27 protein-coding genes and 3 riboswitches are annotated in these 22,406 nt (G+C 38.5%); of the genes, 6 read left to right on the top strand and 21 right to left on the bottom strand.

Annotated elements, in window-relative coordinates; translation table 11 throughout:
- The first annotated feature begins 89 nt into the window (after positions 1–89).
- A complete protein-coding gene (locus tag RST01_RS11575; RefSeq protein ID WP_066790465.1) occupies positions 90–284 on the top strand; it encodes a hypothetical protein in 195 nt (64 codons plus the stop codon).
- Positions 285–360: 76 nt separating this feature from the next.
- Here RST01_RS11575 and RST01_RS11570 read toward each other — a convergent pair whose 3' ends face one another.
- From RST01_RS11570 to RST01_RS11550, 5 genes are all read right to left on the bottom strand, one after another.
- Complete coding sequence (locus RST01_RS11570) at positions 361–1,341, bottom strand: sensor domain-containing diguanylate cyclase (RefSeq protein ID WP_147196976.1); 981 nt, start codon at positions 1,339–1,341, stop codon at positions 361–363.
- A 17-nt stretch (positions 1,342–1,358) separates the two neighbouring features.
- Positions 1,359–2,162, bottom strand: coding sequence for an alpha/beta fold hydrolase (locus tag RST01_RS11565; protein WP_147196974.1), 804 nt, complete (start codon positions 2,160–2,162; stop codon positions 1,359–1,361).
- A gap of 115 nt (positions 2,163–2,277) precedes the next feature.
- The gene (locus RST01_RS11560) at positions 2,278–3,177 is read right to left on the bottom strand and encodes a TIGR01777 family oxidoreductase (RefSeq protein ID WP_147196972.1); all 900 of its coding nucleotides are present in this window, start codon (positions 3,175–3,177) and stop codon (positions 2,278–2,280) included.
- A gap of 24 nt (positions 3,178–3,201) precedes the next feature.
- On the bottom strand, positions 3,202–3,675 hold the full coding sequence (locus tag RST01_RS11555) for a GNAT family N-acetyltransferase (RefSeq protein WP_147196970.1): 474 nt from the start codon (positions 3,673–3,675) through the stop codon (positions 3,202–3,204).
- Positions 3,632–4,171 carry a GNAT family N-acetyltransferase gene (locus tag RST01_RS11550; RefSeq protein WP_147196968.1) on the bottom strand — a complete coding sequence of 180 codons (540 nt, stop codon included), beginning with the start codon at positions 4,169–4,171 and terminating at the stop codon, positions 3,632–3,634. The genes RST01_RS11555 and RST01_RS11550 overlap by 44 nt, the downstream gene beginning before the upstream one ends.
- Before the next feature lie 144 nt (positions 4,172–4,315).
- Here RST01_RS11550 and RST01_RS11545 point away from each other — a divergent pair, with 144 nt between their 5' ends.
- Positions 4,316–5,017 carry a hypothetical protein gene (locus RST01_RS11545; protein ID WP_147196966.1) on the top strand — a complete coding sequence of 234 codons (702 nt, stop codon included), beginning with the start codon at positions 4,316–4,318 and terminating at the stop codon, positions 5,015–5,017.
- A 57-nt stretch (positions 5,018–5,074) separates the two neighbouring features.
- On the opposite strand, the gene thiE is transcribed toward RST01_RS11545, so the two are convergent.
- The 7 genes from thiE to RST01_RS11510 all read right to left on the bottom strand — a co-directional run bounded on the left by thiE (position 5,075) and on the right by RST01_RS11510 (position 10,238).
- Positions 5,075–5,707: a thiamine phosphate synthase gene (gene thiE / locus RST01_RS11540; protein ID WP_147196964.1), complete on the bottom strand. Its 633-nt coding sequence runs from the start codon at positions 5,705–5,707 to the stop codon at positions 5,075–5,077.
- On the bottom strand, positions 5,652–6,518 hold the full coding sequence (gene thiD, locus RST01_RS11535) for a bifunctional hydroxymethylpyrimidine kinase/phosphomethylpyrimidine kinase (protein WP_147196963.1): 867 nt from the start codon (positions 6,516–6,518) through the stop codon (positions 5,652–5,654). The genes thiE and thiD overlap by 56 nt, the downstream gene beginning before the upstream one ends.
- Positions 6,518–7,267 (bottom strand): hydroxyethylthiazole kinase, encoded by a 750-nt coding sequence (thiM, locus tag RST01_RS11530; protein ID WP_147196961.1) that lies wholly within the window; start codon positions 7,265–7,267, stop codon positions 6,518–6,520. The genes thiD and thiM overlap by 1 nt, the downstream gene beginning before the upstream one ends.
- Positions 7,254–7,934 (bottom strand): thiaminase II, encoded by a 681-nt coding sequence (gene tenA, locus RST01_RS11525; RefSeq protein WP_147196959.1) that lies wholly within the window; start codon positions 7,932–7,934, stop codon positions 7,254–7,256. The genes thiM and tenA overlap by 14 nt, the downstream gene beginning before the upstream one ends.
- Positions 7,935–7,995: 61 nt before the next feature.
- Positions 7,996–8,094, bottom strand: a riboswitch (TPP riboswitch).
- A 54-nt stretch (positions 8,095–8,148) separates the two neighbouring features.
- Positions 8,149–8,247, bottom strand: a riboswitch (TPP riboswitch).
- 71 nt (positions 8,248–8,318) lie between these two features.
- Positions 8,319–8,747 (bottom strand): GNAT family N-acetyltransferase, encoded by a 429-nt coding sequence (locus tag RST01_RS11520; protein ID WP_147196958.1) that lies wholly within the window; start codon positions 8,745–8,747, stop codon positions 8,319–8,321.
- A gap of 26 nt (positions 8,748–8,773) precedes the next feature.
- The gene (locus RST01_RS11515; RefSeq protein WP_147196956.1) at positions 8,774–9,508 is read right to left on the bottom strand and encodes a hypothetical protein; all 735 of its coding nucleotides are present in this window, start codon (positions 9,506–9,508) and stop codon (positions 8,774–8,776) included.
- A 1-nt stretch (position 9,509) separates the two neighbouring features.
- On the bottom strand, positions 9,510–10,238 hold the full coding sequence (locus RST01_RS11510) for a hypothetical protein (protein WP_147196954.1): 729 nt from the start codon (positions 10,236–10,238) through the stop codon (positions 9,510–9,512).
- A 181-nt stretch (positions 10,239–10,419) separates the two neighbouring features.
- On the opposite strand from RST01_RS11510, the gene RST01_RS11505 reads away from it, so the two are divergent.
- The 4 genes from RST01_RS11505 to RST01_RS11490 all read left to right on the top strand — a co-directional run bounded on the left by RST01_RS11505 (position 10,420) and on the right by RST01_RS11490 (position 13,532).
- Complete coding sequence (locus RST01_RS11505) at positions 10,420–12,249, top strand: hypothetical protein (RefSeq protein WP_147196952.1); 1,830 nt, start codon at positions 10,420–10,422, stop codon at positions 12,247–12,249.
- A gap of 224 nt (positions 12,250–12,473) precedes the next feature.
- Positions 12,474–12,836, top strand: coding sequence for a DUF2089 domain-containing protein (locus RST01_RS11500; RefSeq protein WP_066790488.1), 363 nt, complete (start codon positions 12,474–12,476; stop codon positions 12,834–12,836).
- Between the two features lie 15 nt (positions 12,837–12,851).
- Positions 12,852–13,241 (top strand): SHOCT-like domain-containing protein, encoded by a 390-nt coding sequence (locus RST01_RS11495; protein WP_147196950.1) that lies wholly within the window; start codon positions 12,852–12,854, stop codon positions 13,239–13,241.
- Between the two features lie 9 nt (positions 13,242–13,250).
- A complete protein-coding gene (locus RST01_RS11490; RefSeq protein ID WP_066790495.1) occupies positions 13,251–13,532 on the top strand; it encodes a hypothetical protein in 282 nt (93 codons plus the stop codon).
- Positions 13,533–13,576: 44 nt separating this feature from the next.
- Here the strand turns inward: RST01_RS11490 and RST01_RS11485 are convergent, their stop codons facing one another.
- The 9 genes from RST01_RS11485 to ribD form a co-directional block, all read right to left on the bottom strand.
- A complete protein-coding gene (locus tag RST01_RS11485) occupies positions 13,577–14,011 on the bottom strand; it encodes a hypothetical protein (protein ID WP_147196949.1) in 435 nt (144 codons plus the stop codon).
- Between the two features lie 108 nt (positions 14,012–14,119).
- On the bottom strand, positions 14,120–15,943 hold the full coding sequence (locus tag RST01_RS11480) for a DHA2 family efflux MFS transporter permease subunit (RefSeq protein ID WP_147196947.1): 1,824 nt from the start codon (positions 15,941–15,943) through the stop codon (positions 14,120–14,122).
- A gap of 8 nt (positions 15,944–15,951) precedes the next feature.
- A complete protein-coding gene (locus tag RST01_RS11475; protein WP_147196945.1) occupies positions 15,952–16,602 on the bottom strand; it encodes a beta-barrel domain-containing protein in 651 nt (216 codons plus the stop codon).
- 19 nt (positions 16,603–16,621) lie between these two features.
- Positions 16,622–17,056, bottom strand: a complete 435-nt coding sequence (locus RST01_RS11470) for a MarR family winged helix-turn-helix transcriptional regulator (RefSeq protein WP_147196944.1) — start codon at positions 17,054–17,056, stop codon at positions 16,622–16,624.
- A 206-nt stretch (positions 17,057–17,262) separates the two neighbouring features.
- Positions 17,263–18,387: an NAD/NADP octopine/nopaline dehydrogenase family protein gene (locus RST01_RS11465; protein WP_147196942.1), complete on the bottom strand. Its 1,125-nt coding sequence runs from the start codon at positions 18,385–18,387 to the stop codon at positions 17,263–17,265.
- 180 nt (positions 18,388–18,567) lie between these two features.
- Positions 18,568–19,038 carry a 6,7-dimethyl-8-ribityllumazine synthase gene (gene ribH, locus RST01_RS11460; RefSeq protein ID WP_147196940.1) on the bottom strand — a complete coding sequence of 157 codons (471 nt, stop codon included), beginning with the start codon at positions 19,036–19,038 and terminating at the stop codon, positions 18,568–18,570.
- Positions 19,039–19,053: 15 nt separating this feature from the next.
- Complete coding sequence (locus RST01_RS11455; RefSeq protein ID WP_147196939.1) at positions 19,054–20,244, bottom strand: bifunctional 3,4-dihydroxy-2-butanone-4-phosphate synthase/GTP cyclohydrolase II; 1,191 nt, start codon at positions 20,242–20,244, stop codon at positions 19,054–19,056.
- 18 nt (positions 20,245–20,262) lie between these two features.
- On the bottom strand, positions 20,263–20,901 hold the full coding sequence (ribE, locus tag RST01_RS11450; protein ID WP_147197149.1) for a riboflavin synthase: 639 nt from the start codon (positions 20,899–20,901) through the stop codon (positions 20,263–20,265).
- A gap of 10 nt (positions 20,902–20,911) precedes the next feature.
- Entirely contained in the window at positions 20,912–21,997 is a 1,086-nt protein-coding gene (ribD, locus tag RST01_RS11445) for a bifunctional diaminohydroxyphosphoribosylaminopyrimidine deaminase/5-amino-6-(5-phosphoribosylamino)uracil reductase RibD (RefSeq protein WP_147196937.1), read from the bottom strand.
- Positions 21,998–22,149: 152 nt separating this feature from the next.
- A riboswitch (FMN riboswitch) is annotated at positions 22,150–22,280 on the bottom strand.
- Between the last annotated feature and the right edge of the window lie 126 nt (positions 22,281–22,406).

The following is a 22,406-nucleotide window of genomic DNA, read 5'->3' as shown; positions in this document are numbered from 1 at the left end:
TATCATATATTATACATGACAGATTGATTTACGAAGAAAAAGGCAGCGACTTACAAGTTCCCTATAACTACTCTTTAAAGGTGGCTAACATGAGACAAACAAACAACCGATATACCGTAAATGCTGTTGGTACAGAAGGACAAATTTACCTAACAAACTGCAAGGATAAACATGAATTAAAACAATGGTTAGCCAAACATGAACATCATATCATTAAAGAAGAATTACAAATTATTGATAAAAAGAGATTACAACTATTTAAAATGTTCTCTTTTAAAAAATAAGACAGCTACCATTCCTATTAATATAAAAAGACGATTTTTTTGCCCCCCTGCTCACAAAAAATCGTCTTTTCACTTTTTACATATAAATCTCTGCTACATGCGTTACCATATTGCGCCCTTTCTCTTTTGATGTGTAAAGTGCTTCATCTGCACGCGCTTGAATTGATTGCTCAGTAACGCCCCTTGTCGCTGTCGCTACTCCTATACTGATCGTGACGGTAGGAATCGTCCATAATGAACCAGCTACATATTCGCGTAGACCCTCTGCTACCTCTAAAGCCTTTCTCTGATTGGCCTCTCCCAAAATTACAGCAAATTCCTCTCCGCCAATTCTAGCCGCAATATCTTCGCCGCCTATCTTCTCTTGAATCATTTGGGAAATTGTTTTTAACACTTGGTCACCTATCGGATGGCCAAATGTGTCATTCACTTTCTTGAAATGATCAATATCGATAATTAATAGGGAAAAAGGGTTGCCTGATTTATTAAATAGACTGATACATTCTACCATCTTCTCTGAATAACCCCTTCGGTTATGCAAACCTGTAAGCTCGTCTGTCATCGCCAGCTCTTGAAGCATGGTGTTCATACCGATTAACTCCTGTTGCTTATTCTCCAGTTCTTTGCGTAATCCGTTTAGTTCCTGGATTGCCTTTTTCTTAGCGATATTTCTTTCCTCAGCTTCCTTCTTAGCTGCTAATATCACTTTTTCGTATTCACGCCTTTTTTTTATTGCTATCATGGCACACGAAATTGTTATTTCCCCATCGTTTAACTGCTTTATTGCATTCATAATAACAGGAACTTCTTTGCCTGTCTTTGACATTAAAGATATGTACACTTCTTCTACGCTTTCTTCCATTTCAATAATTGGCAATACGAATAATTGATAGAACGTTTGGCTTGGAACCGTCAAAAGGGACTGAATGGACTTTCCTTTGAGTTCAGACATTTCAAATTCAAGCAATTGAAGTAGCATAAAATTAGCATCCAAAATTCGCCCATTTTCTGCAAGCAGTAAATAACTACAGGGGGCATAATTTAATTGTTCATTCATACTTAATCATCTACCTCTTAAATATTCGCTAGACATGAGAAAATTAACTGCGTTGTTTCTTCCGGCTGACTTACATGTGGACAATGTCCAGTTGCCTCCATAAAAAAGATAGCGCTTTCTTTTATATGTTCATTCATATATATGCCTACCTCTTTCGGTGCTATTGAATCGTCTTTACACTGTAAAATACACGTTGAAACAGTTACTTGTTGAAGCACATGGCGATAATCAGATAAAAAAGTAGCCCTTGCAAACTCTTTTGCACATAGTGGATCTGTGGAGCAAAAGCTTCCCTCCAATTCAGCAGCAAGCTCTGGTCTTTCCAAATTTTTCATGACCACTTTAGAAAGATAGTTAGCCCAGCCAATGTAGTTAAGCTCCATCATTTCGAAAAGCCCATCTAAATCCTCTCGTTCGAATCCACCTTTATAGGAAGGCAAATCATTTATATAGCAAGGAGATGGTCCAAGCATGATTAGCTGCTTAAAAAGCGCCGGTTCTTGTAGTGATGCAAGCATACCTATCGTAGCACCGACAGAATGCCCAACATAAATGACTTCCTTCAGTCTTAGCTCCTTGCACATTTCCACTACATCCTGCGCATAGCCTTCTAAGGTTTTATATTTTTCAGATTGATATGCAGAGTAATCAGATTTTCCCGCTCCTACATAATCAAATAAAATGACGCGATATTCTTTTTCAAATTGCGGTGCAACATAGCGCCACATAGTTTGGTCACAGCCAAAACCCGCGGCAAAAATGATAGCTTGTTCTCCTTCACCGCTCATTTTTACATTATTCTTTTTTATAAAATCTAGCATACTGTCATCACCTTTTATTTTAGCATCAATATAGTACTTATTTATTTTATTTTTTAATAAATTATACCATAATGTAATACCTATTACATACATACAATAAATAATTTATATAGTATTATATACCCAGTATATTTTGTAGCGCTTCTTCTGCTGTTGGGTATTTATAATTAAACCCTGAATCTAACAACGCTTGAGGGAACACGTTTTGGCCTTCGAGTACTATTGTGCTTTTTTCGCCCAGCAATAGCTTCATCATAAAGCTTGGGACAGGAAGAAAATGAGGCCGCCTTAAAACTTCACCAATTGCACGACCAAAATCTTTCATTCTAAGTGGGGTAGGCGCTGTGACATTAATTGGCCCTTTTAAAGATGAGGTGTTAATTGCATATAAGATTGCACGAGCAACATCGTCTACATGAACCCAGGAAACCCATTGTCTTCCGCTTCCTACTGTACCGCCTACAAATAACTTATAAGGCAATGCCATAAGCGGTAATGCGCCCTCATCCCCAAGAATTACGCCAAATCTGGCTAGGACTGTCCTTACTCCTGCCTCTTCTGCTCTATTCGCCATACCTTCCCATTTTTGAACTGTTCCACCTAGAAAATCTGTTGCCTTTTCTGTAGATGTTTCGGTATAACTAGCTGTCGTAGAAGCTGGATAGATGCCAATCGCACTCGCGTTAACAAGTACAGTCGGTTTATATGAGACTGCTTTGATAATGCGGATTAATTCCTCCGTGGCTAACATACGGCTATCTACTACTTCTTTTTTATGCGTTTCTGTCCAACGCCCATCATTAATCGATTTTCCTGCCAAGTTAACCCATGCATCGATTGAATCCAATTCCTTTTCAGGAGCATCTTCTTCACCAAGCCACTTCACATAGGTTATTCCATTTTCTTTTTTTGAATGCCCTCTTGTCAGGATATAAACTTCATGGCCAATCTCCAGTAGCAGCTCTGCTAGCCTTTTCCCTACAAATCCGGAACCGCCCGTTATACCCACTTTCATATAGTTATAACCTCCAAATTCTTATCATAGCTCTTTCTCAAACATTACCATATCCAGCGCTCTAATCCCGTTTTCATAAATAGGGGTAGGATACGCAGCAAAAAAGCCTTTTTTCACCCCAGATAAACGAAAGCCACATTTTTGGTAAAAAGCAATGTTATCAATACTAGAATTAGCCGTTCCCACAATCATTTTTTTAAAACCAGCTTGTGTGAACAGGAACGTACATTCAGCTATAATTTCTTTACCTAACCCTTTCCCTCTCCAAGCATTTTCTAAAGCTAAATTTTTCAATTCAATCGTATGCTCGTCTATTTCTATAAATAGCGCCACACCGATAGTCTCCTCATTGCTGCATATGCCATAAAGTACACCTTTATTTAAATAAGTACGCACTATTGCTTCCTCATCGGCTAGCTTCAAATAGGATACATACTTAGCGCGCTCATTCTCTTCAATTCTTTGAAAATGGAGCTTGTTGGACTGATGATTTTTCATACGTTTCTCCCTCTTTAACATCTAACTTCATCCGCACCGTTTGTAATTGATGCCCATCGAAATCTTCTTCAAATTCCTCTACTACTTTAAACCCCTTTGCCTTATAAAAGTTCATACCGATTGTATTATCTTTTTCTACATTTATGCATACATACGCTGGCTTCAAATCTTCAATGCCTTTTTGTAAAAGAGCAGTCCCTATCCCCTGCTTCTGATATTCAGGATGAAGATAGATGGCAGCCAATTCAACCCATTGGCCAGTCTGTATATTCGAGTAATTGGCGAAACCAACGATTACTCCCTCTTGTTCAGCCACATAAAAAGGAGATCCAGAATATCTTTTTTCTAACATGTCTGGATTATATGCTTGTGCAAGAAACCGATCCTGCACATCACGCGGTATGATTCCCTCGTATGTTGAATGCCAACTCGTCTGCGCGATTTCTTGGACCTCTTGGATATCTGGATAACTCATTTTCCGAATTACTAACTTCATGTTTTTGTACTCCCTTCTATATATAACTCTTTCTAGTTAACTTCTATCTACCACATACTATTTCCTGCTTCTGTTGTTAAATCTAACTTTTACGTTTCACTTTTAAAGAAAAAGGAAATACTATTGTTTAGGGAGTGAAGTCAATTGAACAATAATATGAAAAAGTATCTACCAAAAGCATCACTATTTCTGGCAGCAGGGGTTATCTTAGCAGGGTGCGGCAATGATACCAAAAGCACAAGCCCTCAAAAGGACAGTTCTCAGCCTAAACAAACTGAGAGCAGTAATACAAGTACAAGCAGTAATGAAAATACCGAATTAAAAACTCTAAAAAACCTTTCAAAGGATCCAGATAAAAATGATTCATCAGAAGGTGACTTTGATCTAGTAGGAAAATATGTAAAAGAAAATAACGACGAGATTACCTTAGAGGTACATGGAAAGCAAATAGCCATTCAAAAAAAAGTATCATTTGAAAGCGACAAAAAAGGTATGAAAGGAGATTGGCAAGACAAGCAAGTGGTTGTGGAAGTATCCACAAATAAAGCCGTTGCAGAAAGTGTTAAGCCAACAGACAAAACACTCGCAGATCAGGATGGTGTATATGATAGAGATGGCGATGAAAAAGAGATCATTGGCAAACTCGTTAAAAACGATTCAAAAGGGTTAACTCTTCAAACGCCAAATGGCAATAAAACATTCCAGAAAACGCATGACTTTGAGTTAGATGATGAAGCGAAATCTCAAAACAAATTGGAAAACAAAACGGTTCGAATCGAGACAGATGAGCATGGTAAAGCAGAGGAGCTAAGCTATAGCTGGATTGATCAAGAGGAAACAAAATAATACATGAACTAAAAAAGCTGCATGAAGTTGTCGCTAAGACATTTCATGCAGCTTTTATTATGCTTTAAAAATAGATTGAAGGGATCCAATCACTGGTCTGCAATCTTCACTTTGGCAGATCGCTGAAATGACGGCCACACCATCTGCTCCGCTCTCTTTTAACGGCTGTGCGTTCTCGACCGTAATACCACCGATAGCCACAATAGGGAGGTTTGGATACAAAATTCTAGCTTGTTGTAAAAAAGCTACTCCTGCAGGCTTCTTGGCATCTTGTTTAGACTTCGTTTCATATATAGGGCCAATCCCGACATAATCTGTACCTTGATCCACTGCCTGCACCAATTCTTCTTTTGTATGCACTGATACACCAATCATCTTCCCCTTAAATTCCGGCCGTATTTTTTCCAGCTCCATATCTTCTTGCCCGATATGCACACCATCCGCTTCTATCTTCAAAGCCAATTCGATATGATCATTGACAATAAATGGGATCTCATATTGCTTGCAGAGCCTCTGGCACTCACGCGCAAACATTTCAAGATCTTTGCCAGTTAATGCCCCTTCACCCTTTTCACGCAACTGAAACATTGTGATACCAGCCTGTAATGCTTGTTCGAGCACTTGGAGGGGTGGTTCAATGCAGTTTTGCGTGCCCATAATCAGATAAACTGCTAAATCCTCTTTCCTCACTAATTGTCACCTCACAGTTGCCGCTTAATTTTTTATACGCAAAATGGTTTGTAGGACCATGTCCATTCCCTATATTTAATGGATGTTGAATAGCTAAATGGACGAATTTTTTCGCTTCTATTATGGCACTTTTTAAAGAGAAGCCCTGTGCCAAAAAAGCGGTTAACGCTGCTGAGAAGGTGCATCCTGTACCGTGTGTTTGAACAGTGGAAATTCGCTTCGTTTGCATTGAAAAGAACGAACCATCTTGAAAAAATACAGTATCTACTGCATCCTTACCTTCTAAATGACCGCCTTTTATAATGACGCATGAAACACCCATTGCAAGCATTGCGTTTGCAGCCTTTTCTAAGTCTTTTGGGCTTTTTATTTCGATTCCGCTTATTACCTCTGCTTCTGGTATGTTTGGCGTAAGAATAGTTGCACGCGGCAATAGGAATTTTTTCAGCGCAGTCACTGCCTCATGTTGTAGCAAAAATGCTCCACCTTTCGCAATCATCACTGGGTCTACTACCAATTGTGTCTCTTTATCTCGCAAACTATGTGCTACAGCTTCAATAATCTCGGCAGAAAACAACATGCCCGTTTTCACCGCTTTTATCGGCATATCCCTCATCACTACTTCGATTTGCTGCTGAACAAATTCTGGTTGGGCTGGGTATATACCTTCAACACCTAGCGTATTTTGTGCAGTCAATGCCGTAATAGCTGATGTGCCAAAAACGCCAAGCTCCTGGAAAGTCTTTAGATCTGCTTGAATACCTGCTCCTCCACCGCTGTCAGAACCGGCAATAGTCATGGCAATATTCATTATGCTCGCCCCCCTGAAACCTGTTGCAATTGATTAAGTACTTCTTGTTGAACAGCACCTAACCATTCCTTCTGGCATGCCATCTCGGCAACCTTTTTATAGTCTTTCAAAACGTCGGTTAAGATAGAAAGGTTATTTCTTTCTACTGCTAAGGCTGCTGTACAAATAGCGCTAAGCAAACACCCCGTACCCGTAATCTTCGTCATGAGCTCATGACCGCCTGCTATATAATCAATACTTTCGCCGTTTGTTGCAATGTCCACCTCGCCGGTGACAATAACAAAACAGTTGTACTGTTTCGCTATAGCTTTTGCTGTCTGCTCGGTATCCATCTCTCCTACGCCGCTGTCTACTCCCTTTGAGTCCCAATTGACACCTGCGATTGCTGCAAGTTCTCCAGTATTGCAGCGAATAAGATCAAATTTAATTTCTCTCAATAAATTCTTCACCGTCTCGCGACGAAAGGCAGTGGCGCCTACGCCTACCGGATCTAGAACGACAGGAATTCCCACTTCATTCGCTTTGCGTCCAGCTACAATCATTGCTTCTTTTGTTCGGCCATTAATGGTACCAATATTAACAAGTAAACCACTTGCAACAGAAACCATATCTCCTACCTCTGCGATTTCATCTGCCATAACTGGCGATGCCCCAATCGCGAGCAGTCCGTTTGCTGTAAAATTTGCTACTACATAATTTGTTATACAGTGGATTAAAGGATTTTTCTGATTTATTTTAAGCAAGCTCATAAGGTGAAAGCTCCTTCCAATTTTCTAAAGACCAGGCCATATCCCAAAACTTGCATTCGTAATAGGCACTCATTTGGAAAAATGCTTTCATCTTTTGATGGTCAGCTGGGTGTTCTTTCGCATACTTATTGAGCATCTGCTTTTGGATGTCCAGTTGATCTTTAAACTCTTTACCGCTATACAATTCAATCCAATCTCTGTATAACTTCTGTGTCGGTTTTTCATCTTTATACGCTTCACCAATACTTTGGTATAACCAAGGACATGGCAGCAACGCGGCAAATGCAACTGGCAGGCTTTCGTTTAGAACGGCGTTATACATATGGTTAATATAATTGTTGTTGGCCGGCGCAGGAATAAGCTCCGCTTGTTCTTGTTCTCCAATATGAAGTTCTTTGAAAACAGTCCGGTGGAGCTCAAGTTCTGCTTCATTTATACTTCTAGCTGATTCAAGATAATAGGCCATTTCCTGGTTCGTCTCTGATTTGGATGCTGCTATTGCCAATATTTTTGAGTAATGCTTTAAATAAATGGCATCCTGCATCATATAAAATTTAAAGTTCTCCATTGGCAGTGTGCCCTGTACTAACCCTTTCACGAATGGGTGTACCATGCTATCATCCCAATATGCATCTGCTTCTTCTCTAACAACTTCATCAAATCTCACTGTTCGTCCTCCTTTAAAGTGGACGTAGACGCAAAAAATCCCTATGAGTAGACATAGAGATTTCATACCTTCATCTGCTCCCTACGTCAGTATTAACTGTCAGGTTCTAAGGGTCAGGTTTTAACCTTCTCAACACTTTCGTGTCCCCCCGCACTAAAATATTTGGTTGGGTACAAAAAAACTCTCCCATAAACGGAGAGCTGCTGTACAAAACGATCATATGTACTTTGCTCCCTACGCCAGTATTAACTGACAGGTTCTAAGGGTCAGGCTTAAACCTTCTCAACACTTTCGTGTCCCCCTGCAAATATTTAAGTTATATTCATCGTACCATTCAACTGGATGCCATTCAAGGATAAAACAAGCATAGCTTTTTACAACATATTAGAATTCTTTCTTAAACACATAACTTACCTTGTCGTACCCCATCTTTTCCTCATAAAAACGGTGTGCCTTCGTACGTTGCAACCCAGAAGATAAGGCCACACACTCATACTTATATTCTTTCGCCCATGCTTCTACAAATTCAAGCAACTCTTCTCCATAACCGAACGAGCGCTTAGATGCATCTGTCACTAAATCACATACCCATATATATCTTCCATAATAAAGTGTAATCATTGGCTGGAAACCGACCACCGCAACTATTTCATCAGAGTCAACGAGTGCATAGAGCTTATACTGTTCCTTTTCCATCGCTTCCATCACTAATTCTACATATGTGTTTATATCTAAATGTGTTCTGAGTTGGCTCATGACCGGAAAGGCATCCATAATTTCATCTTTTGAGTTTAAATTTTTTATCATTTTCATAAAAACACCTCCTAGATTATCGATACTCATTCATAAAGATCACGACTTCCCTTTTCGAAACGTTCCGGAAAGCGTAAAATGATATCTCCGTTTGAAAAACTTTCTCCATTATTAGTAAAAATAATCGGCTCTTTTACGCCAGGCTTGGCATTCGGTCTCCATCCAAAATTAAACGCATCTCCATCCTCCCCATTTACGAAGAGCCAATCCGTTTGAACAGGTCTAGCATAATCTTTAATCGTAGCCCAATCTTCTGGAATAGAAAAAACCCCATATGTCTTATTATGCAATAGCACTTTCTCTGTCATTTGAACTGGTGGAATATAAAGACTTTGCCTATCGTAGGTGATATAATCACGCTGCCTCAGTAGATAAAATGTAAATGAATCCACCTTGTTTTTATGGAAAATATTCCACACATATACATACTTTGGACGTTTTCTATCTTCTATCTTCCATATCATCGGTTCTTCTCGATTATCCACTTCAGCGACTCGCCATTTATTCTTCTTCCAAATCCAATAGCTAAGTCCATAGTCTTTATTCAAAGAAATAAAAGGAACCACTTTATGGCGTTCATCAACGTGGATTATATCTTGTATTGTTTTTACGCTAGCCTCAGGGAAGGTCTGATTTATATCCTTTTTCAGCGCTTCCTCTGTTGGAAAAGGCGCTGGTTTTGAAAAAGAAGAATAGAAGAATAGACCTATAATACCAATAACCACCACTAAAAGAGCAAACATTCCTTTTCTTTTCTTCATATTATTGCTCCTCCTTTAGCACGGAATTATTTAAACGGTAATAAAGCTGTTGCTGAGGTGTAGTTATCAAAATTCCTTTTCCGTCTTTTTCTATGTACAGTACCGGTGATGGAAGCCCACTTCCCCATTTCGGCTTTACTCCTGCAAGCTGATAAGGAAAATGTTCATCTTTTTTGTTAATTTCTGAGGGACTCATCCCATATAGGCTTGAAAACCACTTATCGCTATAGATTTCCCGCTGTTTCATATGTGTGAATTTCCCTGCTAGCTTCTTTCTATCTAACACTATCTTCTTTTTTGCTGAAGGATGAATAGTAATTAATTTTGCATTTTCTAAATTCGCTAGGTATGTTGCTGGTTTTTTGTCTGGAAAAATCCATTGTTGAAAGGGTATTGCTACAAGTGAAGCTACTATAAAAATGAAATTGAAGCTAAACCCCAGCCAAGCAAAAGAGCGATATGATTTCCATCGATTTCTGCCTTTTAATATAAAGTATAAAATCCATACCCCTAAAGGCAAAATGGATAGTTTTAGCGCTGTGTTCCAGATATTCAAGTTAATAGAAAAAGAAAAAAGACCTACGAATAACACGAGTACAGCCTTCCAAATTTTAATGCCGCCTCCATGTTTTTTATAGTTACGGTAGAATAGGTAACCACAGATACACCATGCTAAAAGTAGAGTTATGACAGGTATAATAGCAATGGATGAATAATCAATTGTAACCACACTCTCTCCCCCTTCTGCTTCTCATTTTCGGATGATGTCCCTACTTCCTATATACATCATTATGTCATAAGGAATCCAACCAATATAGCATAATTTTACCTTTTTGGTAAATGCATTTAACAAACCAATAAGCTTTTATTATATGATAGACAGTATATTAAGAGAGCTAAAGAGGTGACCCATGTCAAAATTTAAGCGATTCATGCGTTTAGAGTGGCAGAATTTTAAAGAAGAATTTAAAGAGGACATTCATTATGAATGGGAAACAAACTATAAGGGACATATAATTAAAGTCGTTATGGATATTCATGCAAAACAATTATTTGTAGATCAAACATTAGTGAAACAAGTTCAATATCCAAGCTTTGTTTCCCACTTCTATACATTCAAGAAACTAAAAGAAAAAGTTGAAATAGATGGTGAAACTTATATCATTGACGCGGACATAGGAGGCTTTACTTCCTATGTTTGTACTATAAAAGTCGATGGCACAACTATTTTTAAAGAAAAAGAAGTATTAGACTTCAATCCATCAGAATATCGACAAGCTATCCTCCCCTTTATCATTAATCAGGTGAAAGTAAACGGTAAAGTTGTGAATGAAACATTGCCGGATGAATCTTATTATTTTCTAGAAGACGATGATATTCGTTTTGCTCCTGGCGCAGCCGATCAGCTGATAGATGATACATACGGCTTTTCCTCTGACGCAAAATCATTATTGAAATTACTGTTAAAACAATTAAATACACCTAACCATAAAACCCGCAGAGCTATTTATGAAAAAGTAAGAGATAAGGAATTTGCTGAATATGTTGGAATCTTTCGGGAGTTGTTAAAACAAGAAGAAGGGATAGATCGAGAAGCATTGCACAATGAAGCACTTTGGTTTATTCACCACTCGTCACATCGGTATGCCATGCAATTTGGTATTATGATTCTTGGTTTTTCAAATTGTGAAGAGGATTTGACACTTTTACACACAATAGGATTGCACGAAGAGTTTACATTATATGTAGCAGATGCTTTTTTGCAGGGTACAAAGAATCCAAATGAAAATTTATATTTGCTAGCAAAAGAAGTAAATGGTTGGGGCAAAATCGCTTGCGTAGAGCGTTTGGAGCCTATAACAGCCGAAATAAAAGCATGGCTTTTAACAAATGGCTGTGAAAATTCAATTATGAATCACTATCTAGCCTATAACTGCGCTATGAAAGGCGAGCTAGACGTGGCATTGGCACAGCCTACCATATCTGAATCCTTGTACAACGGAGCAGGCCAAATAATAGAAGGTCTTATAGAAGAAGGGCCATCCTATACAATTGACGAATACCCACATGCAAGAGAAGTCCTAAATTTTTATATTCAGCACGCAAAAAAACATGCCACTACCCTTAAAAAACTGTACCCCGTTGCCGTCATCCAATGCTTTATCACGGGTGAGGTAGAGGGGGATTACGTGGAATATAACGGAACACTGGCAGAAAAACTTTCACTTGAAAATGAGATTAAATCCATCCTTGAAAATTCTAAATGGAAACCACTTATAGTACAGTCTTTAGATGTAGAGCCTGACCTTTATATTCCTATACGCGTTGCACAGGCAATACAATTTGATTTATCTCATATTTTTTTGGAGAAGATCATGCATGGGAACTATGATATATCGCTCTACATATACATCATGCAATCTCATAATCGGCAGGTAGTAGAAAAGCTTATCCAATTTATTCAGCAAGCAATTGATTTACAACACATGACGCCTGAACAAGAAGAATGCATTGATATAGCGATTTCTTATATAAGTGATTATGAAGGAATAGGTCTTTCTTTTATAGAAAAATGTATGCAATTAAATAATAGAAGATTTGAATACATGGCTTTAAACGCCTTTTATGAATGGGATACAGATTACTGGAATACTCCTACAATTCTTTCCCACATCAAACGAGTGGCTAAAGAATCTAAAGATAGAGAAAATCGCAAAATAGCTAAAAGTCTTCTAAAATAAATACTAAAAGCGAAAGCAACTGCTTTCGCTTTATTTCATTTTTAATTATTCCTTGCCCCAATTCCATCATTTAAATTCAATTGCAAATTATTAAATTTAAAGTTAATATTATTAATACCTTTATTAATATTGTTTAAATTTTTATATAAAAAAATTAAAATTATAACTTTAAAAATTCTAATCCTTGTTATATAATCAAATCAATCAAAGAAAGGAATTTCATTATGGCCTATAAAGTAATCACAAATTGCCCTGTTTGCAACAATACAATGAAAATCACGAAGTTACATTGCTCACACTGCCAAACTACGATTGAAAATGAGTTTGAATTATCAAAGCTGGCATCGTTGTCTAAAGAGCAGCTAGAATTTGTAGAAGTTTTTTTGACATGCCGAGGAAATATTAAAGAAGTTGAAAAAGAACTGGGCATTTCGTATCCGACAGTTCGAGGCAAGCTATCAGACATCATCTCATCCCTTGGATATGAACAGAAGAAGAAAAATGAAGTAGACGAAAAGAAAGTTGTTACCATGTTAGAAAACGGTGAAATTACACCAGAAGAAGCCATTAAGCTTTTAAAAGAGTAGAGAGGAGCGCTCCACATGAAAGAAGAAATTACAAGAGTCATCACGATGATTCAAGAAGGAAAGATTGATGCTGATAAAGGAGCCGAATTGATTCACATCTTAAAAGAGAAAGAAGAACCAAATAATCAGCTTACTGAAAAACCAACAACCTATTTAGATAAAACGTTAAAGGTTCGTGTGGTATCAACTGAAAGTGATAATGTAACAGTCAATGTGCCGATTAAGCTTGTAAAAGTTGTATTGGTGGCTGGATATAGCATCGCAGCAAGTATTCCTCAATCAGAGAAATACATGAAGGATATAGACATAAACCTGATTATTGAAGCAATCGAAAATGAACTAGATGGCCAAATTGTTGATATCAAATCAGCAAACGGTGATACCGTTTCGGTCATCATTGATTAGTGATTTCTTATGATATACGTAAAAATAAAAACAAAAGGCTTCCGATTTATCATTCCAGTTCCTTATGTATTATTAAATATTGCCATTACCGTTGTTTCATCTAATCTTTTCCATAAAAATCTAAATAAATGGACAAAAAATCATTTTGAACGAAAAGAAATAGACTTCACCTTTCCTCATCTCGACAAAAAAACATTGAAGCCAATCCTTAAAGAACTGAAGAATTATAAGGGTATTCAACTAGTAGATGTGAAAGCAAAAGATGGTACAGAGGTGAAGGTAAAACTTTAAGAACCCTAATTGATGATTAGGGTTCTTTTTTAAAAGGCTATATATTAGAAACTGACAGACTCTATGTGTTTTAGCTTTATTGTATGCACCTCTGATTCAAGCTCATCAAACGTTAAATTTGTCGCAACGATGATTTCCATGCTTATGTGGACCATAAGACTAGCATTCTCTATAACTTTGCCATTTTTCATATAAATAGTGAAAGTCTGCTCTTCCCCTAGATCTTTAATAAAAGGATATTTTTTGTTGAATTTCTCTTCTTTTCGTTCGTCCTTTAAGGGGCTCAACTTCTCATTTATATAAAAACATCCTACTGCAAATAAGGCTGTATATGAAGCAACATATAACCAACCCTTTTGCCGCCATTCATCAAACCATTCGCGAAACAATATAATCCAGCCTGCTTCTATCACTAGAAAAAGAGCAAGCTTCCAATTCCTTACTCTATTCCGATGCTTTCTCTCTTTTCTTCCACTCACTTATAAATTCTCATCCTCATTGGTACATAATCATTTTTCACATTCTATTATACTCAATTTCTCAAAAAAATAGGCTGAATCCAATAAGGATCCAGCCTATTAAACAGATTAATCTTTTGCATTTGGTTTAGCTCTTTTAATAAAGAAAGCTAAAACTAATGCCACAGCCGCAATGCCTGTCGCAACAATAAAGGCATCGTTGATTCCACTGACTGTCGCGTGTTTGACAGCTTGCCCGTAAATTGAACTAGTCGCCAACACTTGGCCTCCTTGTGCAGGAAGTCCAGCCATCGCTGAGAATGTACTACCTAAACTGTGCAACTGATTTGTTAAATATGGATTGTCGCTTGAGATGACATTTCCGTAATTTGCTGTATGGAAATTACTTCTCGTTGTCATGACTGTGACTAAAAAGGCGGTACCGATACTTCCCGCAACGGTTCTAGCTGTATTGGAAGCAGATGTCCCGTGGCCCACCAAATGTTGAGGTAGCTGATTCATCCCTTCTGTTGATACGGTCATGGACAAGAACGACATACCAAACATACGCATTACATAAAGTAGCATGATATAGCTATAGGAAGTAGTCATTGATAGTTTAGAGAATTGATAAGTAGTGACTACTGTTATAACCAATCCAATGACTGCCAACCATCTTGCTCCCATTTTATCGAATAGTTTCCCTGAGATTGGTAGCATAATCGCCATGACAATCGCGCCAGGCAGCATGAGCAAGCCAGAATCCAGCGCTGAGAAACCGCGGATGTTTTGCAAGTAAATAGGTAGCAAGAGCATGGCTGCGAACATTGCCATATTTATAATCATACTAATAATTGTTGTTAGCGTGAAAATATCATATTTAAATACTCTTAAATCCAGCATTGGCTGTTCTACTGTTAATTCACGCCAAGCAAAGGCAATTAAGCCGATGATACCAATGGCTAATGAAATCAATACAACTTTACTGTCCCAGCCATTGTTACCTGCTTCACTAAAGCCATAAAGCAGGAAGCCAAAACCGATTGTTGAAAAGATAAAACCGAATGTATCAAATTTTGGTTTGGTGATTTCTACAACATCAACCATCCATTTAAGTGCCATTAGAATTGCAACTATACCGACTGGAATAACGATATCAAATAGTACGCGCCAAGAATAATGGCCAATTAACCAACCGGATAATGTTGGCCCAATTGCTGGTGCGAATAAAATTGCAACACCGAATAGTCCCATCGCCGCTCCGCGTTTTTCAGGCGGGAAGATGGTAAGGAATACGGTCATAAGCAAAGGCATGATAACGCCGGCACCCGCCGCTTGCACAACCCTTCCGAGCATTAATAGTGAAAATGTTGTGGAAAGCGAGCAAATAATCGAGCCGATTGTAAATGACGTAATGGCCGATATAAATAGTTTTCTGGTCCCCAGCCTTGTGATAAGGAACGCAGTAATCGGAATGAAAACCCCATTCGTCAGCATGTAGCCTGTTGATAACCATTGCACAGTACTTGCAGATACACTTAAATCATTCATAATGTGCGGGATGGCTACATTTAATAATGTTTGGTTCAATATAGCAACGAATGCACCAATCATCATCGTAACGAGTAATTTACCCTTATTGTCTATGACTTTAGCAGGCGGAGTTTTAGCCTCTTCTCTTACAGGCGGCACTTCCTCCGTAGCCTCTTCTTTTTTAGGTTCTTGTATTTCTTCTGCATGCTCTTCCTCCTGTACTGGCTGAGGAGCAGCATTGTTAAACTCTTGTACTTCTACTGGCTTTTTAGAATCCATCTTTTGATTCTTGTTAGCCATTGTTCCTTGCGTCACTTTTTCATCTTTTGTGTTACTATTCTTTTGTCTTCTTACCATAAAGTTCACAACAATCAGCAGAATGACGGATATGAGAATATAACCAATGATATAAATTGACATGCTATCACCTACTTATGAATTCGCACGGTTACATTCATTCCAGGAACTAATTTTACTCCGTAACTATCGATTGAGATTTTCACAGGAATTACTTGTGTTTCTTTTGTGTAATTGCCTGATGAATTGTTTGATGGCAGCAATGAGAATGTGCCGGCTGTTGCTAAACCGATTTTTTGTACTTTACCGCTTAATGTTGTGTTAGGGAATGCGTCGACTGTAATGTCTACGTCTTGACCTTTTTTAATACTATCTAGATCTGTTTCTTCAATGTTTGCAGTAACCCATAAATGATCTAAATCATAGCTGATAGCAAGAGGTGTGCCAGCAGCAACCATTGCATTTTCTACAGCATTGCTTTGCACGACTGTGCCATCTTGTGGAGCTTTGATTGGCATGTTAACAGATTTCCCGTCAGCACCTTGCATATCAACTGTACCGATTGTATCGTTTTTGCTAAATGTATCTCCAACCTTGCCATCCCATCTTACCAATTTGCCATTGCCTGGTGCTCCGATATTTACTTGTTGACCTGCGATTTGTGCATTATCTGTAGAGATATAGTTCATAGATTGATTGAAATAATAATAGCCTACAAACCCACCTCCAACTAAGACTATAAGCAAAATCACATTTAATAAAATCATGCGTTTGGCCTTCATAAAAAAACTTCCTCCTTCATTAATCCTTTAAAATACTTAATATCTTTTGGTGAATTTCTAACAAACGTTTTATATCCTCCGCAGGCAAATCGTTAATTCTTTGGAGCTTTTGAACCGTCTCCGATTTACTCTCCTGAAATTCTCTCAATTTCTCCTCACCCTTTATAGTAAGGCAAATGGTTATAGCCCGGCGGTCGTTCTCGGATGTTTTCCGTTCTACAAGCTCCTTATCTACTAACCGATCAATCACACTACTAATCGTACTGTTCGTCGATTTCATTCGCTCAGCAAGTTCCGCCAATCGCACATTCGGACGAACGGATATCTTATAAAGAGCTCTCAACTGGACAACAGTCAGACCCACTCTCTCTGCGTCACTTTGTAAAATTTTTCTTTCCTGCATGTAGATACTATAGAAAGAATTGATAATCTCATTATTAAAGACGTTCTTCATTTCTTCCCCCTTGCTTACATTTAATTCGCTTCCGTATATTTCGCATACGAAATAAGACTATACATTTATAACACCATCTAAAAAGTATGTCAACAATAACTCTTTATCCTAAAAATAAAAAAGTGCTTCCAACTTCTTCCCTTTAAAACCAAATAAAAAACACGGTATGCTGCAACTTCTCCAGCCATACACGTGTTTTACTTATTTTACTTTTGACGTGCTGTTTGTAAAAAGATTTTATCTTCTTTGTTGCCCACTTCGTTCATTAGCTCGCTTGCATCTTTGAAGCCAAGACTTTTTACCGTACGGGCCTGTTTATAGTAATCAGAATCTGTCATAATGCCAGACAATGTCATAATGGAATTTGCAACAGGTGTCGGAACACCAAGCTCTCTACCAAGCGAATAAAGTAAGCCAAGACCCATTGGTACATCCTCCGTAATATACCGATTTTCAACTTTATCCGTATGCAAATCGCTTACGCTGTCTGCGTAGATTGCGAACGCTTCTTTTTCAGAGTATTTTTCTGGATCTGTAAAAGTCCGCACTTTAAATTCATCGATATAAGAAAGAGGAGATGAACCGATTTTTCTTAAGACCGCCATTTTTTCGCAATCCAGTTCATTAGCCACTTTCCAAATAGATGGGGTAAAACCTTCTGTATACATAGAGAAAGTTCCATTTGAATTTTCAATATATGCAGCATTCATTGCAATCCCTACAGTATGCATGATGAGATTCGGATTGTGGAGAGCGACTTCTACTATATGGTCGCGTGGTATAGGGTTGTCCAGTACTGGTTCTAATATTCTGCATGCCTCTTCAATACGGTTCGCCGGCAATGCTGCTATTGGGTGTCCATAGTTCTTAGAATAAATAGTTACTGCACCCGGGGATGTAATACGGCAGCTATACGGAAGTGTTTCGCCTTCTACAAATAATGGGGCCTCTTGAATTCGTCCGATTCGTTCCATTTCTCTCTTAAAGAGTAAACTACCTAAATACCCTGGGCAAATATAAACCGTTTGCTCAGCATGGAGATAAGGGGCAAGCGCCTTAGCTAAATTCTCGTGGTAATTCGAAACGTAATAAATTAAAATGATATCCGCTTCAGGAATAGCCGCTGCAGGGTTATTTGTTACATTTGCTAGCTGATATGTACCATTGCCTTCGATGCCTTCTAACTTGATTTCTTTTGTTTCTTTTAGCTTTTCAAAATGCTGATCTGGTCGGTTGCTTAGTTTTAGCATGCTGACCTCATGCCCTGCCTGTGCCATCGCTGCTGCTGCAGCAGATCCTCCATGCCCAGAACCAACGATTGTAATTTTCATAAATAACAGTCTCCCTTTCTATGATAGCGTTTTCATGTTTTTTCTATTTAAAATTAATCATCATATTTTTTCATTTTCATGTTTCTATTCCCGTACTTCCCTCACATTAAACATCCTGATTTTTTCCAATAAAATAAGAGGCTTAGCTAAAATGCTAAGCCTCATACCATTTATAATTGCTTATTCTCCAATCAAACTATTTAAATTAGCCATTTCAATCGCAGAAACAGCTGCATCATATCCTTTATTTCCTGATTTAGTTCCAGAACGTTCGATTGCTTGTTCGATGTTTTCCGTTGTAACAATACCAAAGATAACCGGCACTCCAGTAGTTAATCCAACATTTGCAATTCCTTTAGCCGCTTCATTGCAAACATAATCATAATGAGATGTGGAGCCTCTAATCACCGTACCTAGACCAATAATGGCGTCATATTTCTTCGTATCCGCCAATTTCTTTGCAATAAATGGTACCTCGAATGCTCCCGGCACCCAAGCTACATCTATATCATCTTCAGATACGCCATGGCGTTTTAAACCATCCATTGCTCCACCTAGCAATTTGGCATTTATAAATTCATTAAATCTACCTACAACAATCCCTATTTTTAAATCAGTTCCTATTAATTGTGCTTCTAATACTTGTCCCATGTGTTGTAACACTCCCTATGCAAGAATATGATTCATTTTTATTTTTTTCGTTTGTAAATAATATTGATTTTCAGCAACAGCCTCAGTTTCAAGCGCTACTCGTTCTACAATCTCAATTCCATATTTCCTTAGCCCTTCTACTTTCTCTGGGTTGTTCGTCATTAAGCGAACCCTAGTTACACCCAAGTCGCGGAGCATTTGGGCACAAAGTCCATAATCACGCATTTCAGCTGGAAAGCCCAATTGTTCATTTGCTTCCACTGTATCCAAGCCCTGCTCTTGAAGCTCATAGGCTTTCAGTTTATTTAACAGTCCAATCCCTCTTCCTTCTTGATGCATGTAAAGAATGACACCTGTACCAGCAGCTTCAATCTTTTCTATCGCCTTCTCCAATTGCGGTCCGCAATCGCACCGTTTTGAATGAAACACGTCTCCCGTCAAGCATTCCGAGTGAATACGCACTAACGGAGCATCTTCCTCCCGCAACTCCCCTTTTACTAAAGCTATATGCTCTTTGCTATCTATTTTGTTTGAATAGCCAACCATTTGGAATTCACCAAGTGTTGTAGGCATTTTCACAGATGCTTCGCGTTTTGCTAGTTTTTCATGGATATAACGATAGCGAATGAGGTCTGCAATGGTAACGATTTTTAAATCATATTTTTCAGCTAACACTAGTAATTCCGGTACTCTAGACATTTCACCATTATCGCTCATAATTTCACAGATAACGGCTGCGGGTTCACTGCCGCAAATCCTAGCAAAATCAATTGCTGCTTCAGTATGCCCTTGGCGTTCGAGAACGCCATTCTCTTTAGCAATGAGTGGAAAAACATGTCCCGGTCGCCGAAAGTCAGCCTCACCTGCATCTTTGTTTAATAGCTGCATAATGGTTTCCGAACGTTCAAATGCACTAATGCCTGTGGTTGTATCCTTATAGTCAATGCTCACTGTAAAGGCTGTTTGGTGATTGTCTGTATTGTTGTGAACCATTGGATAAAGTTCAAGGTGTTCCGCCAGCTCCTGTGATACTGGCGTACAAATTAATCCTCTACCATAAGTAGCCATGAAATTGATGTTTTCGGGTGTTGCATACTCCGCAAGGACGAGTAAATCTCCTTCGTTTTCACGATTTTCATCATCCACTACAATAATCATTTTTCCTTTTTTCAAATCTTGTATTGCCTCTTCTATTGAATGAAACATATTAAACACCGCCTCTTTTTAAAATCCATTTTGCATTAAAAAATCCATCGTCATTGGTGTTTCTTTTTGTTGCCTCTCAGCATGCTGAATCACGTATTTGCCAAGCAAATCATTTTCAATATTGACAAGATCCTGTTCCTTTTTTATGCCTAACACTGTCTCACTTAAAGTATGCGGAATGATTGAAACTGTGAGCTGGCGTGGCTGAATATCGAAAATAGTAAGGCTGATGCCATCAATAGCTACCGAGCCTTTTAAAATACAATATTTTCTGAGCTCCTCTGCAATACCAATATCAATATATATCGCATTCTCCACTTTGCGCTTGCGCAAAATAATACCTGTACCATCCACATGTCCAGATACAAAATGCCCGCCAAAACGGCCATTTGCCGGCATTGCTCGTTCTAAATTGATACTATGACCCAATTGCAATGATTGAATACTCGTCCCTTTCACTGTCTCCGGCATTACATCAACCGTAAAGGCACTTTCCGAAAAAGAGGTAACCGTTAAACAAACCCCATTAATGGCAATGCTGTCACCTAAATGAATGTCATCTGTTATCTTTCGAGATTCTATTGTTAATTGCATACTTTGGCCACCACGTTTGATTGCTTTGACCTTGCCTATATCTTCTACTATTCCAGTAAAAATGAATTCCACCTCATTTCAATACAGATACTATTTTCAAATCTTCACCGATTTTGTGGATTTCTTGCAATTCGAGTTCCAAAGCATCCTCCATTTGTGTCACTCCTAAGTCAGAAAACATTGGAATAGCATTTGTCCCACCGACAATTTTAGGCGCTATATATGTGATTAATTGATTTACTGAACCGGATTTCAAAAAACTTGCATTGACCGTTTGGCCGCCTTCTACATACAGCTTCATAATCTGGCGTTTTCCCAGCTCTAGTAATAATTCTTCTATGTCAATTAAAGGTTTTGTAAGCTGCAGAATTTCCACATGTGATATCTGGCTTAACTGTGCAATCTTTTCTGCTGAAGCTTTTGAACCTGTTACAATCCACGTTGGCGCGGAACTATCCATTATCACCAATCTATCTGGCGTAATCCTTAAATGCGTGTCTAAAATTATTCGAATCGGTTGCTTCTTTGTATTTCCAAGTCGATTGGTAAGGCGTGGATTGTCTGAACATACCGTGCCGATCCCTACTAAAATGGCATCATGATTTTCGCGATCCTTATGAACATCCACCTGTGATTCCTCACTTGTAATTTGCTCTCCGATTCCTCTTTTTGCTGCTATTTTACCGTCTAATGTGATGGCCTGTTTTAAAGTAACAAACGGTTTTCGTTGTTGAATATAAGCAAAGAATTCTTTATTTAACGCCTGCGCTCTTTCTAGCAAAATATCTGTTGTTACTTCAATCCCAGCATCTCTTAAAAGCTGCAATCCTTTGCCCGCAACTAATGGATTGGGATCCTGTGCAGCGATGACTACACGACTTACACCTGCTTCAATTAATGCGTTAGCGCAAGGAGGTGTTTTTCCGTAATGGCTGCAAGGTTCCAGCGTTACATAAACAGTGCTTCCATTCGCTTGTGATCCTGCCATTCGTAGGGCATGAATTTCAGCATGCGGGCCCCCCGCCTTTAAATGTGCGCCAAGGCCTACTATTTCGCCATTTAAAACAATAACGGCTCCTACTGCTGGATTTGGCGACGTTTGCTGCTTAGTAGTTCCTGCTAAATCTAAAGCAAGGCTCATATAAAATTCATCCGTCATTTCTTTCCTCCCTATCTGCTGTAGTTCATTACAAATAGAAAACCCCTTAGCTATTGTCAACTAAGGAGTTTAGGAGATTGTATGTAAAAATGGGTGCACTAAATAAACCTAGGAAGGTGTATTTTTCTTCCAAAGGCTGGTACCACTCACCATACGTCCTTCTCCCATCCAGACTATACTGTCGGCTTTGGATTCTCACCAAATCCTGCCTAAAAAAGGCTCACGGGCTTAGAATTACTTCATCACCGTCGATTGGGAATTTCACCCGACCCCGAAGGACAAACCATATAAAATTGTGTATGAGCTTTAGAAAAAAGAAAAACCCATAGATTTCTCTACGGGGTACATTGTGGAATTTGGCTGCAAAGACATCACCAAATAAACCTATTGAAGTGCTTTTTTTCTTCAT

The sequence above is a fragment of the Rummeliibacillus stabekisii genome (assembly GCF_007988965.1).
In the GTDB taxonomy this organism is placed as follows: Bacteria; Bacillota; Bacilli; order Bacillales_A; family Planococcaceae; genus Rummeliibacillus; species Rummeliibacillus stabekisii.
This window is presented reverse-complemented; position numbering and strand designations above follow the sequence as displayed.